Below are 20,919 nucleotides of genomic sequence, written 5' to 3'. Positions count from 1 at the left end.
TTTAGTAATAGTGCTAGCTTCTTCAGCTCAGAACGAATTATACATAAGAAGGTGACAGAAGCAACAGATTTTAGTGACTGTCCAATCTGGGGAATATAACCTTTGATTTCAAAGGTTCCGTATTAAATAAATGTCTGCCACAAGTAGCTTTTTTTACGATAGACATGCTCTACAACGCAAAAAGCCAGCTTCATTTAAATGAACAGTTCATCTACTATTATTGTAGCACTTACAACAAAAAGGATATAGTTTAACGCATGAAAATGAATTCATTTTACATTAAATCTCTTAGTAATTGTGTTTTGTATGTTGCATAAACGCTTTGTAAGTTTGTGAGCCCCGACTTGTAGCATGTATGATACAATAATAGAAAAATAAGAACAATAAGTATCCAATAATTTAAAGTTTAATATAGAAGTTATTCGAGTAAAATAATGATTTAAAAGCAGTATCTAAACGGAGGGGGATACATATGAAAATAAACAATATATTTTGCGTTGGACGTAATTATGCAGATCATGCCGTTGAGTTAGGGAACGATATACCAGAAAAACCCTTGATTTTTTCAAAACCTACCAACTCCTTGGTAATTGCTGATGGCACTCCTATTGATTTTCCAGCTAACCAAGGCGAAATCCATCATGAATTAGAGATTATTTTATATGTTGGCAAAGATGTTTCAGCAGGAGATAAAGTGGATGATGTAGTGACAAAAATGGCTTTAGGAATTGATTTTACATTGCGCGATGTGCAAACAGAACTGAAAAAGAAAGGGCATCCATGGCTTGTGGCAAAGGGGTTTAAAAATGCGGCGGCTTATACGGATCTTTGGGATTTCCCTGGACAAGCAGCTTGTTTAGAAAAAGATTTCACCTTATTACGTGATAAAGAGATAGTGCAGACAGGAAATAGTGCTTCCATGATTTTTCCATTTCAAGCAATAATTGATTACTTGCAAGCAAATTTTAGTTTAAAAGCAGGAGATATTATTTATACAGGCACACCTGAAGGCGTCGGGCCGATTCATCATGGTGAAACGTATGCATTGAAATGGGGCGAAGAAGTAAAGGGAAGCTTTCGTGTACGATAGGAAACCATAAGCAGATCTTGCCAGCTCATTATTTTGAACTGGCAAGCTTGTTTTCCATTCTTACTTTTTAGGGACTATCGTATAAACAAAATGTACGGCTTTCGCTATAAAGCCTGTTTTCTTAGTGAGATTTCTCCGCTTTACTCATCTAAAAATATTTCTTCCAGAGAAGGCTCATCTACGTCTACGCGATAAATATCTATGTTGTATTTACCAAGTGCGCGAATTATTTCCGCAATCTTTTTTTCACTCGCAACATGAATCGTAAACTGGGAAGTTTTCATTTCTAGCTGTGTGCCTGTTAAAGTGAGCCATTGTTCGAGTGTTGGTAAATGAGTAGAGCGGATTGGTGAATGCTTAATAGTTACAGTAATGGTAGATTGATAGTATGCACGTAATTCATCCATGGAGCCGATCTTGCCTATTTTTCCGTCTTTCATAATAGCGATACGGGAACATATTTTTTCTACTTCATCTAAGTTGTGTGACGTCATAAAAATAGTTTTTCCTTGTTGATGTAATTGTTGAATTAAATGATGAATGTGAATAACCGATTCCGCATCAAGTCCGGACGTTGGTTCGTCAAGGAAGATAAGTTGCGGATCATGAATGATTGCTTGAGCAATAGCAAGTTTCTTTTTCATCCCAAATGAAAATTTGCCCGCTTTTTTATGTGCATGTTCTTCAAGCCCAACAAGTTTTAATATGTCCATACAACGTTCATCAGATACAGGCTTTTCAGAAACAGCTGCTAAAAATTTCAAATGTTTCATCGCAGTCATAGAAGCATATAAAGCAGAGTAATTGGGCATGACGCCAATCTGCTTTTTTATGTCATCATTCGGGCCTTGTACGTCTAAAAGAGAGTACGATCCCGAACTAGGTTGGATGATCCCTGTTAGCATATTAATAAAAGTCGATTTTCCCGCACCATTGCGACCTAAAAAACCTAATATTTCTTTCTCCTGATTTCACTTGCAAGTCAATCTGATCGACAACCTTGTTTTTTCCAAAGGTTTTCGTTAACTGCTTTGTTTCAATAGCAAACATCTAGCATTCCCTCCTTTTAAATATTGCTATTGCAATAAATAAGATAACACCGACTAATAATAAAATCCCAACAAAATAGAAATTACGATCATTTATATAATAGAAGGGAAGTAGATATTTCATCCAGCTTACCCAAGGATTGGAAGTGAATACAGTCCAAGAATTAAAAATAGGAAATGCTATTCCAAGTACAATACTAAGAAACATGGTAAAGCCTGGTTTCGGGATGAGTACAGATAATAAAATAGTAAGAGCAAGATAATACGCAACCAAGCTTGTAGCCTGGAATAAAGTAATCATGTCAAATTTATGTACAAATATGCTAATGACCAAGAAGGAAGTAACTAAGCAAACGATCCAAAAAAACCAAATACCTACAAACTTTCCAATAATGATGGCAGAGCGTGAAGTACGTGTCACTAAAAAACGAATGGTACGCTCATGAATTTCACGATTCATCGTATCGTGTGATAGTCCCATAACAAATAGCATACCAAATATTATTAAGAGTCCGGAAATGGCAATTGTGTGAATGACTTCTAGTTCTTCAGCCGTAAAATCAATATTTGCAGATAATAGCAAATCGGAAAATTTGCCTGAATAATAGGCGGTAATTAAAAATATAGCGATGATAATAATTGGTTTAATTCCTTTAAAAGATTCAATAAACTCTCTTTTGCTAATGGCAAGCATGATTTCTCCTCCTCATTCCAATGTAAGGTTCCGTTCAAAGCGTACTAGCTCAAAACATGAGCATTCCACTTTAGTGTACTTTTTGAACAACCTCTGTAAATCTATTATAAATAGCCAACCTTAACGTGAAGCAACTAGCACCTTAATTTTTCCTTAATTGATCTATGTTTTGTTTAAGGCGATGGTATGATAAAGAATAGATAAAGTGAATCAATATTTAGACGGGCTTTTATCCAATCGTGGTTAAATGCTGTTATCTTCTATGGAGACTTGTCCAGCTGTAACTGCCACATCTTGCACTATTTTGTTTATAGTATAAGAAAAACTACGGCAATTGTCTAAAAACTTTGATAAAAGGCCAAGTTCTAAACAGGTTCTATATATCTATCATAAAACTGCTGTTAGGAGTGTTTTTATGCAACATTCTCCGTTATTAATTGTGGACGATGAACAAGCCATATTACAAATGCTACAAACTATATTAAGTAAAGAAGGATTCACCCATATTGATGTTACAAAGACGGCTGAAGGGGCTATCCAACTGTGTAAAAGTAAGCAATACGACGTCATTCTATTAGATGTCATGCTGCCTGGGGAGGATGGTTTTGATGTCTGCCCTAAAATTAGAGCTATTTCCGATGCAACTATTTTCTTTTTAACAGCTCGGACGTCCGATTTGGATAAGCTATCTGGCTTTGCGGTAGGAGCGGATGATTATATTACGAAACCGTTCAATCCACTTGAAGTCGTCGCTCGGATAAAGGCGCACTTGCGGAGAAAGCAAGGTCGAACGGCTCACCGTCAAAAAACGTATTATGATGATGGGAATATACGGATCAACACGCTGTCTGCTGAAGTGATGCTGAAAGGGAAAAAAGTTACATTGCCAGCACAAGTTTATCAATTGTTATTATTTTTTTGTCAGCACCCGAATCAAGTGTTTAGTAAAAGCCAGCTTTATGAGCAAGTTTGGGGCGAGGAGTATTTAGGGGAAGATAATACCGTCATGGTACATATACGTAAATTAAGGGAACAAATAGAAGGAAATCCAAGTAAGCCTTGCTATGTAATTACCGTGAGAGGGCTTGGTTATAAATTTATACCAGATGGTGGATCGCATGCAAATACATAGAAGATTTATAGTGCAATTGCTCTTGCAATTACTGATGCTGTTTGTATTTGCGTTTGTACTCAACATAACGATATTTATCTTAATCTCCTATTTCACAGAACAAACAGAGTCAGTGGAAGATCTGACAAAGGCTAGTGATCTATTTATTGAAAATCGTGTAGAAGTAGAAGCAGGAACGGCCGAGATCGAACAGGGGTTAAAAATACGAGTGGAAGAACAAGATGGTTGGCTTGCTGTTTTAACAGAAGAAGGCAAAGTAATTGGTTCTCATAACACCCCTCCAAGCTTGAAAGGTAAACGTATGGAAACGTTATTGTATTCCGAAGACAATAATATAAGTACATACTGGGTATGGGGAGAATTTGCAGAAAAGCAGTACTATGTCGTATTTGGCAAACATAACTGGCAAAAAAATATCATGCAAGAAATAAAAGAAAATATAAGCTGGAAGAATCAAAAGTTAGAGCTTTTAGGGTCGGTAAAAACGAAACTGGATAAGATAGATGGTTGGGCGTTACTTGTGGATTATACTGGAAAGACATTGGACAGTTATGGGAAAGATGCTCCAACATCTTATCCGACAAAAGATTTAATTGCTATCGAAGCGGATCAAAAATGGAGTCATGCGAAAAGTTATTTTCATGAGCCTTCTCGACTTACTTTAATTGTTGGGGAAGAGCCAACCTCCTCTTCTAGCCTTGCAGGAAACATGGAGGGGAAGATTAGTAATAGTGTCATTGTAGTGGCTGTTTTCGTTATCTTGTTTTTGTTATTGGCCACTTACTGGTATGCACACAAATTTAGCTCCCCATTACTTATGTTTATAAGGTGGCTTCAAAATCTTGGACATGGCAGCTACGAGCAACCAGTACATCCAAGAACAGGACAACCTATGTTGTTCAATAAATATGGTGACATAAAAAGAAAGTATCGACTTTATAAAGATCTATTCTTTACGTTAACACAATTAACGGATATTCTACGGGAAAGAGATGTAGAACGAAGACGTATATCCCGGTCAAGGGAAGAATGGGTGAGTGGTATCTCTCACGATTTAAAAACACCGTTGGCCTCTATACAAGGATATGCGAACATGATGGAGTCTGATGCGTATTCTTGGAATGAAGCTGAAATAAGAGAATTTGCCTCTGTAATAAGCAAAAAATCAACGTATATGAAAGATCTGATTGAAGATTTAAACATAACATATCAATTAAAAAACCGAGAATTGCCGATTACAAAAGAGTGCACAGACATGAACGAATGTATTCGTAGAACAATTCTTCAGTTTATGAACAATAAGTTGTATGCTGATAAGGAACTTCGCTTTCAACCATCTCATAACGAGATTATCGGTTTCATTGACCGTAAATGGTTTCAGCGAATTATGGATAATGTCATAGCAAATGCAATCAAATATAACCCTGCAGGGACAATTATTACCATATCCACCGAGTTGATCGAGCAGCATGTAATGGTGATTAAGATTGTAGATAATGGTGTGGGCATGGATAACCAAACCGTCAACCACTTATTTACCCGTTATTATCGAGGTACGAACACCACCGAAACAGATAGCGGAACAGGTCTTGGTATGGCGATTTCCAAACAATTGATTGCACTACACAATGGATCGATTCGGGTGCAAAGTAAGCCTGGAGAGGGGACGGTAATTCGTATTTTATTGCCTTTGAGTTAGGAATAGGTCTCTTTATCATTAGCGAGAACAAGGTAGTAACATTAAATGATGTATTTATAAACAGTTAAGCAGTTACATTTAATGTTACAGGTCCTTGCTTCTTATAAACCACAAGCCTAACTTTTTTGGAACATCATTAATTCTTCTCTTCTTATAAAATTTCTCCCCCGTGCTTTTGTCTTTCTTCACGAATTCTAATCAAATAATCTTTTAACATTTTTGCTTCTTCTTTCGTTATGTCAGATAGAAAATTTAAATGCTCTTCTTCGCCAAAGGCTAGGTAGGATGGCTTCACACAATAAAATTTTGCTAGTTTTTTTATCATGTCAGGGTTAGGAGTTCGATTTCCCTTTTCGTAACGGGATAAATTAACACTAGAAATTCCTATCAGTTTTGCTGCCTCCTTTTGACCTAGATTTTCTAATTTTCTTAATTGAACGAGTCTTTTTCCAATATCATCCAAAATGCTCACCTCTTTTACCAGTTTGGTAATTTACTGCTTGACATGATCAAGAAAAAAAGCTATTATAAAATTAATTACCAAGTTGGTAATTGGTTTTTGGGAATGTGGACGGTTCCTTGCTTATTGTGCCTAGAATAAGAATGTTTTTATATCACTTAGGTATGCCCAATATGCTTCTAATTTAGAAAGTAAAAATTTTAGGTTTTATCGTATAAACAAAATGATGGCTTTTCCAATGAAGCTTTGGCGTTAAGTCAAGTTTTTCTAACATTTGATAATTTTAAAAAAAGGCCGTCGCATATTGCGAGATTGAATATAAATTCAACCATATAAAGAATGCAAATTTTTACTTTTACTTACAATTTTGACGCTAAATCAAGTCTACCTTAAACTATGTAAAACATTTGCTCATACAACTAATAAGAACAGCAATAGAACTTAGAGCTTGTGGTATGAACGGGGCTTTAAGTACGTTTTAGTTCATTAAATATGCTCATTCGATTTACCTTATAGATGATCTTTTTCTTATGTCGACTTGAAACAATAATAACACTATTTATTATGTCACAATGACTATTTCAGATTTTGTGTTCTTCATAATTTATTGTTTGTAAAGACAACGAAAATGAACAATTATTGAAAGCGCTATCTTATATGATGAACGATAAGGAAAACGATGCGTTATTCCTTACTTTCACTTGCGCCGTGGGAAAGTGTAAAACTTTTAGGATTTATCGTATAAGCACAAAACATCGGTATTTCATCGCCATAAAGACATCGCAAGCTTTTCTAAAATAAAATTTTCAAGTGTACTGGACGAGTTGAAATGAAACATACTAAATGAGCTTTTACAATATATAAAAGTAAATAAGGGTCTATCGTATAAAGAATTGGCAATAAGTCAAGTTTTTATAATGATACGACAAGCAGTGAGGAAGGGGATTAAAAAACTCCTGTTGATTGAAAATTCACTTTACACTTCTACATAGTTATGGGGGTGGCATACTAGTATGAAAGTGAAAGAAACAATAGACTATAGTCAATTTGAATTTTTATCGTATTTTACGAGAGCGGAATTATTTGATTTAGAGAACTTTCTGTTTTTAAGAACATATAAAAAGAACCAATTATTATTTATGGAGGGTGATCCTAGAGAGAGGATTTATTTTTTAAAGGAAGGGTTTGTAAAATTAGAAAAAGTTAGTTCGGATGGAACCATGCTTTATGTTGACTATGTAAGAGCATATAATATGTTTCCGTACGGTGGTTTTTTTAAAGATAATTTCTATCATTTCTCAGCATCTGCTCTAACGAATATCGTTGTATATTATATCCCCACAAGAATTTTAGAAGAAAAGGCAATGTATAATACGAAGCAAATTTTCGCTATCATTCATCATTTATCAAAAATATTGGAATATCATGAAAATCGCCTCCAAACTTTAACTACTTCAAACGTAAGAGATAGGGTAGAGCAGTCTCTAGCATGTTTGATCAAAGATTTTGGTTATAAGAATAACGGGAGATGGATTATCGATTTACCAATGACGTTAACGGAGTTGTCGAAATTAACAGGTGCGTCTCGTGAAACTGTTTCGCATATTTATAATGATTTAAAAAAATCAGGTATTCTTATATTGGAGGACAGGCGTTTTATTATATATGATAGAGATTATTTTGCCGTGTAGGAAACCAGTATGGCTGTTCATGAGCGAACACCTTTTTATCTCGGATAATATGGTGTTGCAAGTTTCCAGCTACGATAATGAGAAGTTGTTATTTGGTGAAGGCTAGGAAGGAGTAGCACTTTATTTTTTTTCGTTTAGATGGCTTTAGGTCATATCTTTGCACTATAGGAAAGTATGAAAGTTTAAAGGTTTATAGTATAAGAAAAACTACGCCTTTCACCATAAGGACTTGGAGACATTCTAAGTTTTTCTAATAAAAACAATGAGCGATTACATTTATATGTGATCTATTGAACAAATAGGGAGGGAAGGAAAATGAATATTCGACGGGAAGCGGAAGATGTAATAAGAAATGTAATACAGCAAGCGGTTTTAAAAACGGAGTGGATAGAGAGAATATCGGATGTTCCTCCAATTGTCTTAGAAAAGCCAAACAATGAACAGCACGGTGATTACGCAACGAATATTGCTATGCAACTGACAAAAATGGCAAAGCAATCGCCAAGGCAAATCGCCCAAGCTATTGTCGACCACATCGATGTAGCAGGTACATATATACGCAAGGTGGACATTGCTGGACCTGGTTTTATTAATATTTTTATGGACTATGATTATTTAACACCGTTAGTACCGTATATTTTGGAAGAACAAGCGGATTATGGCAAACATGATACGAAAGATTATCGTATTCAAATTGAGTTTGTTTCTGCCAATCCTACAGGGGATCTTCATTTAGGTCATGCTCGTGGTGCGAGTTATGGGGATGCGCTTGGTAACGTATTGGAAGCTGCTGGTTATCACGTCGAGCGAGAATATTATATCAATGATGCTGGTAATCAAATGCATAACCTTGCTTTATCAGTGGAAGCGCGGTATATGCAAGCGCTAGGACGAGAAGCGGAAATGCCAGCGGATGGCTATTACGGACAAGACATTATTGATATTGGGAAAAAATTAGCCGCAGATGAAGGCGATGTATGGTTGCACAAACCGAAAGAAGAGCGTTTAGCTTATTTTCGGCGCTACGGATTAGACTTTGAATTGAAAAAGATCGAGCATGATTTAAACCAATTTCGGGTGCCATTTGATCAATGGTTTTCGGAAATGTCTTTATATGAAAAGGGGAAAGTAGATCAAGCGCTCGATAAAATGCGCACATCTGGTGACATTTATGAACAGGATGGTGCTACATGGTTTCGGACGACAAAATATGGGGACGATAAAGATCGCGTCGTTATTAAATCAGATGGAAGCTACACGTATTTAGCGTCTGATATTGCTTATCATAACGATAAATTGGAGCGTGGCTTTGATCAGTTAATTAACGTATGGGGAGCGGATCATCATGGTTATGTTCCGCGAATGGAAGCGGCAATCCAAGCATTAGGGTATCCAAAAGGGAAGTTAGAGACGGAGATTATTCAAATGGTGAATTTATTTGAAGACGGCGAGCGAGTGAAAATGAGTAAGCGGTCTGGAAAGGCGCTAACACTAAGGCAACTGATGGAAGAAGTAGGCGTTGATGCCATGCGTTACATGATGAATACGCGCTCCTGTGATACGCATTTGGATTTTGATATAAATCTTGCTCGTTCCCAATCGAATGACAACCCGGTTTATTATGTACAATATGCGCATGCACGAATTTGTACGTTATTAGATAAGGCAGAAACAAATGGTTATGCTTATGAAAAGTATGACAGTTCTTTATTAAAACAAACGAGTGAAATAAACTTGTTAAAGCTATTAGCTACATTTCCGCAACTGGTGTTGGATGCTGCGGAGAAACGAATTCCGCATAAAATAACCCAGTATGCATTTGATGTAGCTTCTCAATTGCACAGTTTCTATAATGCAGAGAAAGTGTTAGATGAAAGTCAGTTAGAAGTAACGAAAGCAAGGCTAGCGTTGCTAGAAGCAGTTAAAATAACGCTTGGTAATGCGCTTCGTATGGTTGGTGTACATGCACCAGAAAAAATGTAAAACGTTATATAAATAGAAGCCGAACAATCATAAGATAATTGTTCGGCTATTTGTATTGTAAAAATATGTAGAAGCAAAACGAGGAGCTAGAAATGGATCGCTTGTGTTCGAGCGGAATTCGCTCCTGCTCGTTTGAAAATCGCCCGCCCTTGCGAGGCATTCGCTCCATTTAGTCCGAAAAACGCTCACCCCCACGCAGAATTCGCTCTCCCTAGCACGAAAAACGCTCGCCATCTCATCTACAGAACGAACGAGAGGGTGTAAGAACAAAATAACCACACGCTAAATGTGAATAAATTCACATTTAGCGTGTGGTTATCTCATACAAAAAATGTCGATATTTGCCAGAGAGGTAGAGAAAAATTTCATAATTATCCTGTAACCGCTTACGCATCAGGGAAAACGAAAGGAAATTAAGATAGATAGTGAAAGATAAAACATTTATTTTAGGAGGTCATTGAATTGAAACATCCATTACATGTTACGTCAGAAATTGGAGAATTACAAACGGTTTTATTACATCGGCCAGGTGAGGAAGTTGAAAATTTAACTCCTGAGTACTTACAACATTTGCTATTTGATGACATTCCATATTTACCTCTTATTCAAAAAGAACATGATTACTTTGCTCAAACATTACGCAATCGAGGAATAGAAGTGTTGTACCTTACAACTTTATTGACAGAAGCACTTCATACAGATGACTTAAAAAAGAAATTTGTGGCAGATGTGCTTAAGGAATCCAATTTAAGCATGAATGGTTCTTCGCAACAAATTGTTGATTATTTACTATCGTTTGAAACAGAAGCAATGGTTAAAAAAATAATGGCTGGTATTAGGAAATCAGAGATTCCAGTAAATAAAAAGACGCATTTGTATGAGTTATTAGATGACCATTATCCATTCTATTTAGACCCAATGCCGAATTTATATTTTACGAGGGATCCAGCAGCAACGATTGGCAATGGTTTAACGATTAATACGATGCGAGAAGTAGCTAGGAGGAGAGAATCCTTATTTATGAGCTACATTATTCATCATCATCCAAGATATGCGCAATATGATATTCCAATCTGGTTAGACAGAGACTACCCGCATCCAATCGAAGGTGGCGATGAGCTTGTGTTAAGCAAGGATACCGTTGCTATTGGAATTAGTGCTAGAACAGCGGCAAAATCTATTGAACGGTTAGCTGTCAACCTGTTTAAACGACAAGCAGATATGAAACGAGTCGTTGCTGTTGAAATACCAAAATCCAGAGCGTTCATGCATTTAGACACTGTTTTCACAATGGTGGATTACGATAAATTCACCATTCATCCAGAAATTCAAAATAAAAAAGGCGAAATGAATATTTATGTTCTTGAAAAAGGAAGAGATGAAGATACAGTCAAGATTACCCACAAAACGAATTTAATGGAGGCGTTGAAAGAGGCGCTAGGTTTGAAGGAAGTAACGTTAATTCCATGTGGTGGTGGGGATGTTATTGCGGCACCAAGAGAACAATGGAACGATGGATCGAACACATTGGCGATTGCACCAGGCGTCGTTGTCACATATGACCGAAACTATGTTTCCAATAAACTACTTCGCGAACATGGAATCGAAGTTATAGAGGTTATCAGTTCTGAATTATCTAGAGGGCGTGGCGGTCCGCGTTGTATGAGTATGCCACTTGTTCGTAAAGATATCTAAATCAATTCTAGGAGAAAAAAGAATAGGGATGAAACAGTTATTGTGAGATTTTGATCAAATGAATGTGGATAGAAGAAGGAACATCTTATCCATTTACCTTCTTCTACCCAACTACGAGGAGGAAGAAATATGGGGACAACTTTAACAAATCAATTAGCAGGTAGACATTTTTTAACATTAAAAGATTTTACAACAGAAGAAATTCACTATTTGCTTGATCTTGCTAGCGATCTTAAAGAAAAGAAAAACGCCGGCATCACGCATCGCTACATGGAGGGGCAAAATATTGCTTTATTATTTGAAAAACCGTCAACGAGAACGCGATGTGCTTTTACGGTTGCTTGTATCGACCTAGGAGCCCATCCAGAATACCTTGGAAAGAATGATATTCAATTTGGTAAGAAAGAGTCTGTTCGTGATACAGCTATTGTGCTAGGAAGAATGTTTGATGGTATCCAATTTCGAGGATTTGAACAAAGCACAGTTAATGGTCTAGCCGAACATTCGGGCGTACCAGTTTGGAATGGATTAACGAACCAATTTCATCCAACGCAAATTCTTGCTGATTTATTAACAATTAAAGAAAATATTGGTCATCTTAAAGGCGTAAAACTGGTCTATGTTGGTGATGGCAGAAACAATATGGGAAATAGCTTGCTAATTGGTGGTGCAAAAGTCGGTATGGATGTACGCATTTGTTCACCTGAAAGTTTGTTTCCTGAACAAGACGTCATTGCTTATGCCAAAGAAGTGTCTAAAGAGTCTGGTGGCAAAATAACAGTTACGTCGAACATTGATGAAGCAGTTTCGGGAGCTGACGTGATTTATACAGATGTCTGGGTGTCTATGGGAGAAGAAGACCAATTTAAAGAACGAATAGAATTACTGTCTCCTTATCAAGTAAATAAAAAAATGCTCGACAAAACAGGGAATAAGCAAGTGATGTTTTTGCACTGTTTACCAAGCTTTCATGATTTAGAGACGGAAGTAGGTAGAGAAATTTATGAAAAGTTTGGTCTTAAAGAAATGGAAGTAACAGATGAGGTCTTTCAAAGTGAAAATTCCTTTGTATTTGAAGAAGCAGAAAATAGGTTGCACACGATTAAAGCTGTGATGGCTGCGACAAACGGAAGTGTAAAAAGCTAAGAGGGAGAAACGTTTTTCTCCCTACTCTTTAAAAGAAGGTGAATAAAATGGGTGAAGACGATAAAAGGCTAAGTCTCGTTGCGTTGATTGCGCTTGTAGTTGGTTCCATGGTCGGTGGAGGCGCATTTAACTTAGCGGGAGATATTGCGCTTGGAGCCAATGCTGGTGCTGTCATTATCGGCTGGATTATAACTGGAATTGGGATTATAGCACTTGCTTTTGTCTTTCAAAATTTAACAATGAGAAAACCCGAACTTGACAGTGGTATATACAGCTATGCGAAAGATGGGTTTGGCACGTTTTTAGGTTTTAATAGTGCCTGGGGGTATTGGCTATCCGCTTGGTTAGGTAACGTAGCCTATGCGACGTTGGTATTCTCCTCCATTGGTTATTTTATCCCGGTATTTGAAGGAGGGCAAAATATAGCCAGTATACTAGGAGCATCAGTTGCTTTATGGCTCGTGCACTACCTGGTATTGCGAGGGATAAACTCTGCTGCATTTATTAACACAATTGCTACGATTGCAAAAGTAATCCCAATATTCCTGTTTCTTATCATTGCAATTATTGGATTCAAATGGGATACTTTTACATTTGAGTTTTGGGGAAGTGAAGGGTTTTCGTGGGGATCTGTTTCAGAACAAGTGAAAAGTACGATGCTTGTAACATTATGGGTGTTTATTGGTATTGAAGGCGCAGTTGTTATGTCCGGGCGGGCGAAAAATCGATCTGATGTAGGAAAAGCAACTGTCATTGGTTTGATCAGTGTCTTGCTTATTTATATTTTAATTTCTTTACTCTCCTTAGGAATTATGCCTAGAGAGGAGTTAGCCGCATTACCTAACCCAGCTATGGCTTACGTGATGGAAGAAATTGTCGGAAAATGGGGAGCCATTGTTATTAACCTCGGGCTAATCATTTCTGTTATGGGAGCATGGCTAGGATGGACGATGTTTGCGGCTGAATTGCCTTATGTCACTGCAAAAGATAAAGTGTTTCCAAAATGGTTAGCCAAAGAAAATAAAAATAAAGCACCTGTTAACTCTTTATGGCTAACAAATGGTCTCGTACAGCTATTTTTAATTACACTTTTATTTTCAGAAACGGCTTATAACTTTACTTTTTCACTAGCATCTTCAGCGATTTTAATTCCGTATATGCTGTCTGCATTCTATCAAGTAAAACTGACTTTAACGGGCGAAACGTATCAATCAGTGAAGAAACGTAAAAAGGAAAAAATCGTCGGTGTCATTGCAAGTATTTATGCAATATGGCTTGTATATGCAGCTGGAATCGATTATTTATTGTTAACAATGTTGCTGTATGCACCAGGCATTATTCTTTATAAATGGGCATTAAAAGAAAATAATATTCAAAAACAAGATACAAAAATAGAAAGAATGTTCATGTTTATCATTGTTATCCTAGGTGTTATCGCACTAGCTGGATTATTGACAGGAAAAATAAATATTTAAAAAACGAAATATTCAGTAAAAGGAGTGGGAATATGAGAGGTAAACGCATCGTTATTGCGCTTGGTGGAAATGCGATTCAATCTGGAAGTGCCACTGCTATAGCGCAACAGCAAGCATTAAACCAAACAGCAGAACAATTAATTAAGATTATAAAACAAGGTTACCAAGTAGCCATTACCCATGGAAATGGTCCTCAAGTTGGCAATATATTATTACAGCAAATACAGTCAGATAGTGAACAAACACCTGCCATGCCCTTAGATACATGTGGGGCAATGAGTCAGGGAATGCTTGGTTATTGGTTGGAAAATGCGTTAGATGAACAATTGCAGAAAGAAGGATTGGATAAAGAGGTTGCTTCTATTGTTACACGTGTAGAAGTAGATCCTACTGATGAAGCTTTTCGTCATCCAACAAAGCCTATTGGTCCTTTTTACTCCGAAGAGGAAGCTAAAAAACAAATGCAAACAGATGATGTACAATTTCGTGAGGATGCTGGACGAGGCTTTCGGAAAGTTGTCCCTTCCCCACAGCCTGTAAGCATCTTAGAGCATGCGGTCATTAAATCAATGGTGAATAACGATACTGTTGTTATTAGCACAGGAGGTGGAGGTGTTCCAGTATATCGACAAGACAATAAAATTTTTGGCTTGGAAGCAGTCATCGATAAAGATTTTGCCTCCGAGACATTAGCAGAACTAATTCAAGCAGACACTTTAATAATTTTAACTGAAGTCGAGCATGTATATACGAATTATAATTCTCCACAGCAACAAGCGCTTCATGAAGTAGGGGTAGAAGAACTGAAAAGGTTTGCTGAAGAAGGACAGTTTGCTGTGGGTAGTATGCTTCCTAAAGTAAGAGCTGCCATCGCGTTTGCTGAATCAAAACTAGGAAGGAAATGTATTATTACGTCACTAAATAAAGCATTAGAAGCGATAGAAGGGCGTGCCGGAACGATCGTTAAAGCATAGGAAGAATGAGAGAGAATCGTAATTTGTAAATAATTTTGGATGTATTCTTCCCTAATGATATGCCAAAATGGACTATCTTTAGGCTTTGTGAAACGTCATGAAAATGAGTGATAAACACGTATTTACATGTTTACAGATTCTCTCACGTATTCCAGGAGGAAACTAGTATGAATAAGCAAAAGCGTCAACGAAAAATAAGGGAACTTATTATGACAAATGATATTGGAACACAAGCAGATTTACGCAAACGGTTATCCGATGCTGGTTATCATGTAGCGAAGTCCACACTCTCTAAAGATTTAAAAGAAATGGAGATAGGTAAAAAGCGTTTTCCTAATGGGGATAACGTGTATTGCTTTTTTGGCAATGTTAATAAACATACGAATCATCCGATAAAAAAAATGCAGGAATTATTTTCTGATACGATACGATCTGTTCATGTTTCAGGTAACTTTGTTATTGTAAAGTCAGAACCAGGCAATGCTAAAGCGATTGGTTATTTCATCGAGTGCCTTCATTGGAAAGAGGTTGCTGGTGTTATTAGCGGAGACGACAACTGTTTATTGCTTTGCCGAACGAAAATGGAGGCGAATAACATAAAACATCGATTTAACTCCATAAATTTCCGTACAACGACAAATTTAGAAGAATTCTAGTTTTTACCAGAATGGATGCTATGTATTGGATAAGTCTATCATGTAAATACGCTGTTTCCTAAGAGGACTTTAGGGAGTATAAATTATATTCTTTATAGAAGATGTAAGACAACGGCTTTCATCGGTGATAAGCTATGTTTCCAAAGGTTACTAATAATGAGCTGCCAATGAAAGAGCCGCTCTATCTTGAACCCCCTTGTGACTGGATTTACCTTCGAACTTTCTTGGTTTTGTTAATTAAAAGCGAATTTTTAGCACTAAGAAAGTGTAAGTTTTAAGGATTATAGTGTAAGTAAAATGATAAGCTAAGTTTTTCTAATATTGGAAATCCAGTTACTTCATGCAAGTATTATCATTTATAACTGTTAGGGGAGTAAATATGATCACTAACAAAAATAACCGACATATTTTTAAACAAAAATCAATAAAAACAAAATTACTTATTCCTTTTACACTGCTCATTCTATTTGCAGGTGGAACAGTTGCACTTATTAGTTATAATTTTACCATTAAAATGATGGTGAATGAACTGACAAATAGTTCAGAAAGCCAAATGAAAAGTATGAGCGAAACATTTGACATGTTTTTTAGTAATACAGACAATATTATCCAACAGTATACTGTTAATAGCTTACTGTTGGAGTATAAACAAGAAAATCATGCGGAATTAATATCACGTTTACAAGAGACTAAAGATGCTCATGCTTCGATTGCGTTTATATACGCAGGTGATGAAAAGACAGGGGATATGATTGATCCTACAGGTGATTTAGATGAAAACTACAACCCGAAAGAAAGACCTTGGTATCAACAGGCTGTAAAAGCAGATGGAGAGACGATTTGGACGCGTCCTTATGTGGATGAAGGTACAGGAAAAACGGTGTTGACAGCAGCAAGGGCTTATTATGATAATCAGAAGTTGCAGGGTGTATTTGCTGTTGATGTAACGATCAATACGTTAATGGATATGGTAAAACAGGTGAGTATAGGAGAAACGGGTTATGCAATGGTACTTGACCAAGCAGGGCATTATATTGTTCATCCAGAGGAAGAAAAAGTAGGACAGCAAATGGATGAGATTTTGTTTGAAAAGTTAACAAATACGCAAAAGCAAGGATCTTTGGAATACGAAGTAAATGACGAAGAGAAAGTGATCAGCTTTGCTACAAATCCAACTACTGGCTGGATTATTGGTGGAACAGTAGATCAAGCGGAATTTGCCAGTAAAGCCAAAAGTGTCATTATACCTATTGTTGTTGCTTTAATTATCGTTATTATTATCGGTGTCATTCTCTCCTTGCTCATTACGAATCGAATAACAAAACCGATTAAATCTGTTATGTATCGCATGAATAAGATTGCTGCTGGTGACTTGAGCGACCCACCATTAATCTCACATTCAGCAGATGAAACAGGGCAACTCGTTCGCGCTTCTAATAAGATGGGGGAAAATATGCGCCATTTACTGGATGAAATGCAGACAGCTTCCGAGGCGGTTCGTCATCATAGTGAAGACCTAACGCAATTTGCGAATGAAGTACATGCTGGTACAGATCAAATTGCTGCAACGATGGAGGAACTTGCTGCAGGTTCAGAGACGCAAGCTCATAGTGCGAATCAGTTAGCTCATGGGATGGGTGAATTTGACACGAAAATGAAAGATGTGAATGAAAAAGGGGAGCTGACGGAGACGAACTCTAAAAAAGTTCAAAACTTAACAGATGAAGGAAGCAGGCGAATGCAAGCATCGAAGGAACAAATGGATACCATTTATCATATTGTTCATGAGGCGGTTGAAAAAGTGAGAGGTCTTGATCAGCAGTCAAAACAGATTAGTGAATTAATTACGATCGTTCATGATATTGCAGATCAAACGAATTTATTAGCTTTGAATGCTTCTATAGAAGCTGCTCGTGCAGGGGAACATGGACAAGGCTTTGCCGTAGTAGCCACGGAGATAAGAAAGCTTGCAGAAGAAGTGGCAACATCTGTAACGGATATTACGGAAATTGTAGGCAATATTCAACAAGAATCGATGAACGTAACGACATCTTTACAAACGGGGTACCAAGAGGTAGAAGTGGGGGCAAGCCAAATTCAAACGACGTTAGAAACATTTGTACAAATTAACACATCTATTGCTAAAATGGGAGAGCATATTACAAACATCTCCAATCATCTCCGTGATATGACAGCGTCAAGCCAAGATATGAATCGTTCGATTGAGGAGGTTGCTTCTAGTGCAGAACAGGCTGCTGCTGGGGTAGAAGAAATATCTGCGACTACAGAAGAAACAAGTAGTTCTATGGAAGAGATTGTTCGTAATTCGGAAAAAATGGAGAAGTTAGCAGACAAGCTTCATCAGTTGATGACGAAGTTTACATTTTAGAGAGATCATTGATAACGTGAAGGAAGCCTCATATCGATGGTAGTAATTTATTTGATGTAGCAGTTAGTTTCATACTTGTTAACAATGAGAATCTATATGGATTAGGGAAGAATATTTGTGTATAGCGGATAAGAAACATCAAATAGGATAGGTTGACTAAAATTTATCCCCCCCATTTAATGTTTTGAAAAAAGCAATTTTATTCCTAGTTTACAGAGGGAATGCATTGCTTTTTTTGTTTCCACTATAGGGTTTATAGCATCAGAAAAATTATGGCTATCGTCATGATAGCTAAGTTTTTCTAAAAGTTGTTTGGCAAAAAATAAAGTGGTCGCCTGGGTTCCATACGTGCAAGTGATCAGCAAGGTAACCTCGAAGCCATAATACGTCGTTAATTCGTCTTAGGTAGAACCCTTTAGGGAAATGATCGTCCTCTGTTCGTATTTCCGATGCTATTGTAATGGAGCCAGATGGAGCTTGATGGCGTTTTGAACTATTATTCAAGCTATATTCTGGCTGATTTACGTATTCCAGTCTGAGGTAGACCGCTAATTCAAGAGGGCATAATTTTAAACCGAGGTCGCTCGCTCGTTTAAACAGCTCATGCGTAGTAGCTCCTTTAGCGTAACCAAGGTCACGTACGGTTAATTGTACGGTGTGTACCGTATATTTTGTATGAGAAGTTGTAAATATATCACTAGCGAACAGTTGTTGTGCATATTCGTTTAATGCGATGGTGCTTTGTTGCAATTTTTGAATAAGCTGGGTTTTAGTCATCCCACCAATTACTAAAGCTCTATGAATAGTTGGGCAATTAGGGTATACTTGTTTACCTTTTATATTCATTTATCATTCACTCCTCTATTTTGGGTTGTGAAGTAAAAAATGGAACAAGGGAATATTGAATTTTCAGTCCGTTGCCTATGGTTTAATGTTATCATTCTATCATTAAACCATAAGCATCTGTATAGTTGTAATTACATATTCTTAAACAGATAGATAGCATTAAGGTAAATCGTCTTGTATAATACCTTGGTAGGTATTTATAGGGTGGATGAACCGATATGGTTTTTAACAAATAGTACTCTACTTAAAAATATCTGTGTTGCAAATATAAATATGGTAATGGTGGGTTGTTGAAACTGTATATAGTGATGAGCTTAACTACATAGCTTTTTTGGTGTGAACGCTAATTAGTTCTATTATAGTATAAGCTTATCTTATTCGGATTTAAGAGGAGGGAAGGGCAATGAAAGAAGATAAGAAAATGATTCAACATTATATGGAGTCACAGGAAGAAAGGCAAAAGCTGTATAAACGATCTTTATGGATTGTTTTACTATCGCAAATTTTTGGCGGTGCAGGATTAGCTGCTGGTATTACTGTTGGAGCACTGCTAGCTCAAGATATGCTAGGAACAGAAAGTTTTGCAGGGGTACCGGCAGCTTTATTTACACTTGGTTCTGCACTAGCTGCATATCTTGTAGGGCGTTTGACACAACGTTTAGGACGTCGTCATGGGTTGACCTTTGGATTTATTTCCGGGGGTGTTGGCGCTATTGGCGTCATAGTAGCTGCGAACATGAATAGTGTACTGTTGTTATTTATATCTCTTTTTGTGTATGGTGCAGGTACAGCGACGAACTTAATGGCTCGTTATGCGGGTACGGACCTCGCTTCTGAAAAACAACGGGCTAAATCTGTTAGTATTGCTATGGTTGCCACGACATTTGGCGCTGTGGCTGGTCCTAATTTAGTTACACCAATGGGAGAAGTGGCTAAGGCTATCGGGATGCACCCATTAGCTGGTCCATTTATTCTTGCTGCCGTAGCCTATTTGTTAGCTGGGCTAACGATTTTCTTGTTCATGCGACCAGACCCTTTAATCATTGCAAGGGCTCTAGCCGCTTATGAAGCAAAGCAAAAGCATACTGAATCTGTAGAATCTATTCCAGCACAAAAAGTAAGTCGCGTTGGGATATTTGCTGGGGCAATGCTCCTAGTGTTATCTCAAGTTGTCATGGTGGCGGTTATGACAATGACACCCGTTCATATGCAAAATCACGGTGGCGGCTTAACAGCAATTGGAATGGTGATTGGTCTTCATATCGCGGCGATGTATTTGCCATCACTTGGTACAGGAGCGTTAGTAGATCGGATTGGTAGAAATGCCATGGCGGTCGCCACAGCAATTACGTTAGCTATATCTGGAGTTTTGGCCGCTTTTGTCCCTGGTGATTCATTCATTGGTTTAACGATCGCTCTTGTTCTATTAGGTCTTGGTTGGAACTTCGGGGTTATCAGTGGAACATCCATTATTATTGATTCCACAACGATTCATCATCGAGCGAAAACACAAGGGTCCATTGATGTTTGGGTAGCACTTGGTGGTTCATTCGGAAGTGTTGTATCAGGTGTTATCGTTGCTTATTCAAGCTATGCGATGTTGGGTTTTATCGGTACATCTGTCGCGCTTATGTTAATACCGATCGTATATTGGGCACGATTAAAACAAAAAAGAAGGGAAGAATCCACGCTGTCTGCATGATTGTTGACAGCGTGGTTCTATAGATAGCAACATCTTCTGCTGTATTTTTCTAAATAAATCATTCCTCTCTCTCTATTTTTTTCTGAGTTTATCCGTGATATAAGGTGCTGTAAGACTGCCACTTCAAGAATTTGTAGATTTGATCTGGACAAATTTAAGCGGGAGTATAACAGCACCTAAATCCCCTTTTTTGTAAGAGGCGTTTAAATCATACCCTTGAGCTACTAACAATCAGTGA

The 20,919-nt window shown here is 37.3% G+C and carries 15 protein-coding genes and 1 pseudogene; 12 read left to right on the top strand and 4 right to left on the bottom strand.

The genetic code is table 11. The features are described from left to right. Positions 1-472: 472 nt before the first annotated feature. Positions 473-1,090, top strand: a complete 618-nt coding sequence (locus B2C77_RS00670; protein WP_176087247.1) for a fumarylacetoacetate hydrolase family protein — start codon at positions 473-475, stop codon at positions 1,088-1,090. A gap of 140 nt (positions 1,091-1,230) precedes the next feature. On the opposite strand, the pseudogene B2C77_RS00665 reads toward B2C77_RS00670, so the two are convergent. Next, positions 1,231-2,140: pseudogene (locus B2C77_RS00665) on the bottom strand (ABC transporter ATP-binding protein). Then, complete coding sequence (locus tag B2C77_RS00660; RefSeq protein WP_077701864.1) at positions 2,141-2,833, bottom strand: ABC transporter permease; 693 nt, start codon at positions 2,831-2,833, stop codon at positions 2,141-2,143. A 415-nt stretch (positions 2,834-3,248) separates the two neighbouring features. Here B2C77_RS00660 and B2C77_RS00655 point away from each other — a divergent pair, with 415 nt between their 5' ends. Together B2C77_RS00655 and B2C77_RS00650 are read left to right on the top strand one after the other, a co-directional pair. Then, complete coding sequence (locus B2C77_RS00655; protein ID WP_077701863.1) at positions 3,249-3,965, top strand: response regulator transcription factor; 717 nt, start codon at positions 3,249-3,251, stop codon at positions 3,963-3,965. Further along, the gene (locus B2C77_RS00650; protein ID WP_176087246.1) at positions 3,952-5,664 is read left to right on the top strand and encodes a sensor histidine kinase; all 1,713 of its coding nucleotides are present in this window, start codon (positions 3,952-3,954) and stop codon (positions 5,662-5,664) included. Before B2C77_RS00655 ends, B2C77_RS00650 begins: the two co-directional genes overlap by 14 nt. A 151-nt stretch (positions 5,665-5,815) precedes the next feature. Here the strand turns inward: B2C77_RS00650 and B2C77_RS00645 are convergent, their stop codons facing one another. Beyond that, positions 5,816-6,127: a helix-turn-helix domain-containing protein gene (locus B2C77_RS00645; protein WP_176087245.1), complete on the bottom strand. Its 312-nt coding sequence runs from the start codon at positions 6,125-6,127 to the stop codon at positions 5,816-5,818. A 1,010-nt stretch (positions 6,128-7,137) separates the two neighbouring features. Here B2C77_RS00645 and B2C77_RS00640 point away from each other — a divergent pair. The 8 genes from B2C77_RS00640 (at position 7,138) to B2C77_RS00605 (ending at position 18,133) form a co-directional block, all read left to right on the top strand. Beyond that, entirely contained in the window at positions 7,138-7,815 is a 678-nt protein-coding gene (locus tag B2C77_RS00640) for a Crp/Fnr family transcriptional regulator (protein ID WP_077701860.1), read from the top strand. 315 nt (positions 7,816-8,130) lie between these two features. Then, positions 8,131-9,798, top strand: a complete 1,668-nt coding sequence (argS, locus tag B2C77_RS00635) for an arginine--tRNA ligase (RefSeq protein ID WP_077701859.1) — start codon at positions 8,131-8,133, stop codon at positions 9,796-9,798. Between the two features lie 462 nt (positions 9,799-10,260). Beyond that, positions 10,261-11,493, top strand: a complete 1,233-nt coding sequence (gene arcA / locus B2C77_RS00630; protein WP_077701858.1) for an arginine deiminase — start codon at positions 10,261-10,263, stop codon at positions 11,491-11,493. A 129-nt stretch (positions 11,494-11,622) separates the two neighbouring features. Beyond that, complete coding sequence (gene argF / locus B2C77_RS00625) at positions 11,623-12,639, top strand: ornithine carbamoyltransferase (protein WP_077701857.1); 1,017 nt, start codon at positions 11,623-11,625, stop codon at positions 12,637-12,639. Between the two features lie 47 nt (positions 12,640-12,686). Beyond that, on the top strand, positions 12,687-14,114 hold the full coding sequence (gene arcD, locus B2C77_RS00620; protein ID WP_077701856.1) for an arginine-ornithine antiporter: 1,428 nt from the start codon (positions 12,687-12,689) through the stop codon (positions 14,112-14,114). A 32-nt stretch (positions 14,115-14,146) separates the two neighbouring features. Further along, positions 14,147-15,088: a carbamate kinase gene (arcC, locus tag B2C77_RS00615; RefSeq protein ID WP_077701855.1), complete on the top strand. Its 942-nt coding sequence runs from the start codon at positions 14,147-14,149 to the stop codon at positions 15,086-15,088. 167 nt (positions 15,089-15,255) lie between these two features. Continuing rightward, complete coding sequence (locus tag B2C77_RS00610) at positions 15,256-15,744, top strand: arginine repressor (protein ID WP_077701854.1); 489 nt, start codon at positions 15,256-15,258, stop codon at positions 15,742-15,744. Positions 15,745-16,123: 379 nt separating this feature from the next. Then, positions 16,124-18,133, top strand: coding sequence for a methyl-accepting chemotaxis protein (locus tag B2C77_RS00605; protein WP_176087244.1), 2,010 nt, complete (start codon positions 16,124-16,126; stop codon positions 18,131-18,133). 291 nt (positions 18,134-18,424) lie between these two features. Here the strand turns inward: B2C77_RS00605 and B2C77_RS00600 are convergent, their stop codons facing one another. Then, positions 18,425-18,979, bottom strand: coding sequence for a helicase (locus B2C77_RS00600; protein WP_077701852.1), 555 nt, complete (start codon positions 18,977-18,979; stop codon positions 18,425-18,427). 403 nt (positions 18,980-19,382) lie between these two features. Here B2C77_RS00600 and B2C77_RS00595 point away from each other — a divergent pair, with 403 nt between their 5' ends. Next, positions 19,383-20,681, top strand: a complete 1,299-nt coding sequence (locus B2C77_RS00595; protein ID WP_077701851.1) for an MFS transporter — start codon at positions 19,383-19,385, stop codon at positions 20,679-20,681. Positions 20,682-20,919 lie beyond the last annotated feature (238 nt).

It is taken from the genome of Virgibacillus dokdonensis (genome assembly GCF_900166595.1).
Classification (GTDB): domain Bacteria; phylum Bacillota; class Bacilli; order Bacillales; family Amphibacillaceae; genus Virgibacillus; species Virgibacillus dokdonensis.
Note: the sequence above shows the minus strand (reverse complement) of the source record. Positions and strands in the feature narration are given on the sequence as shown.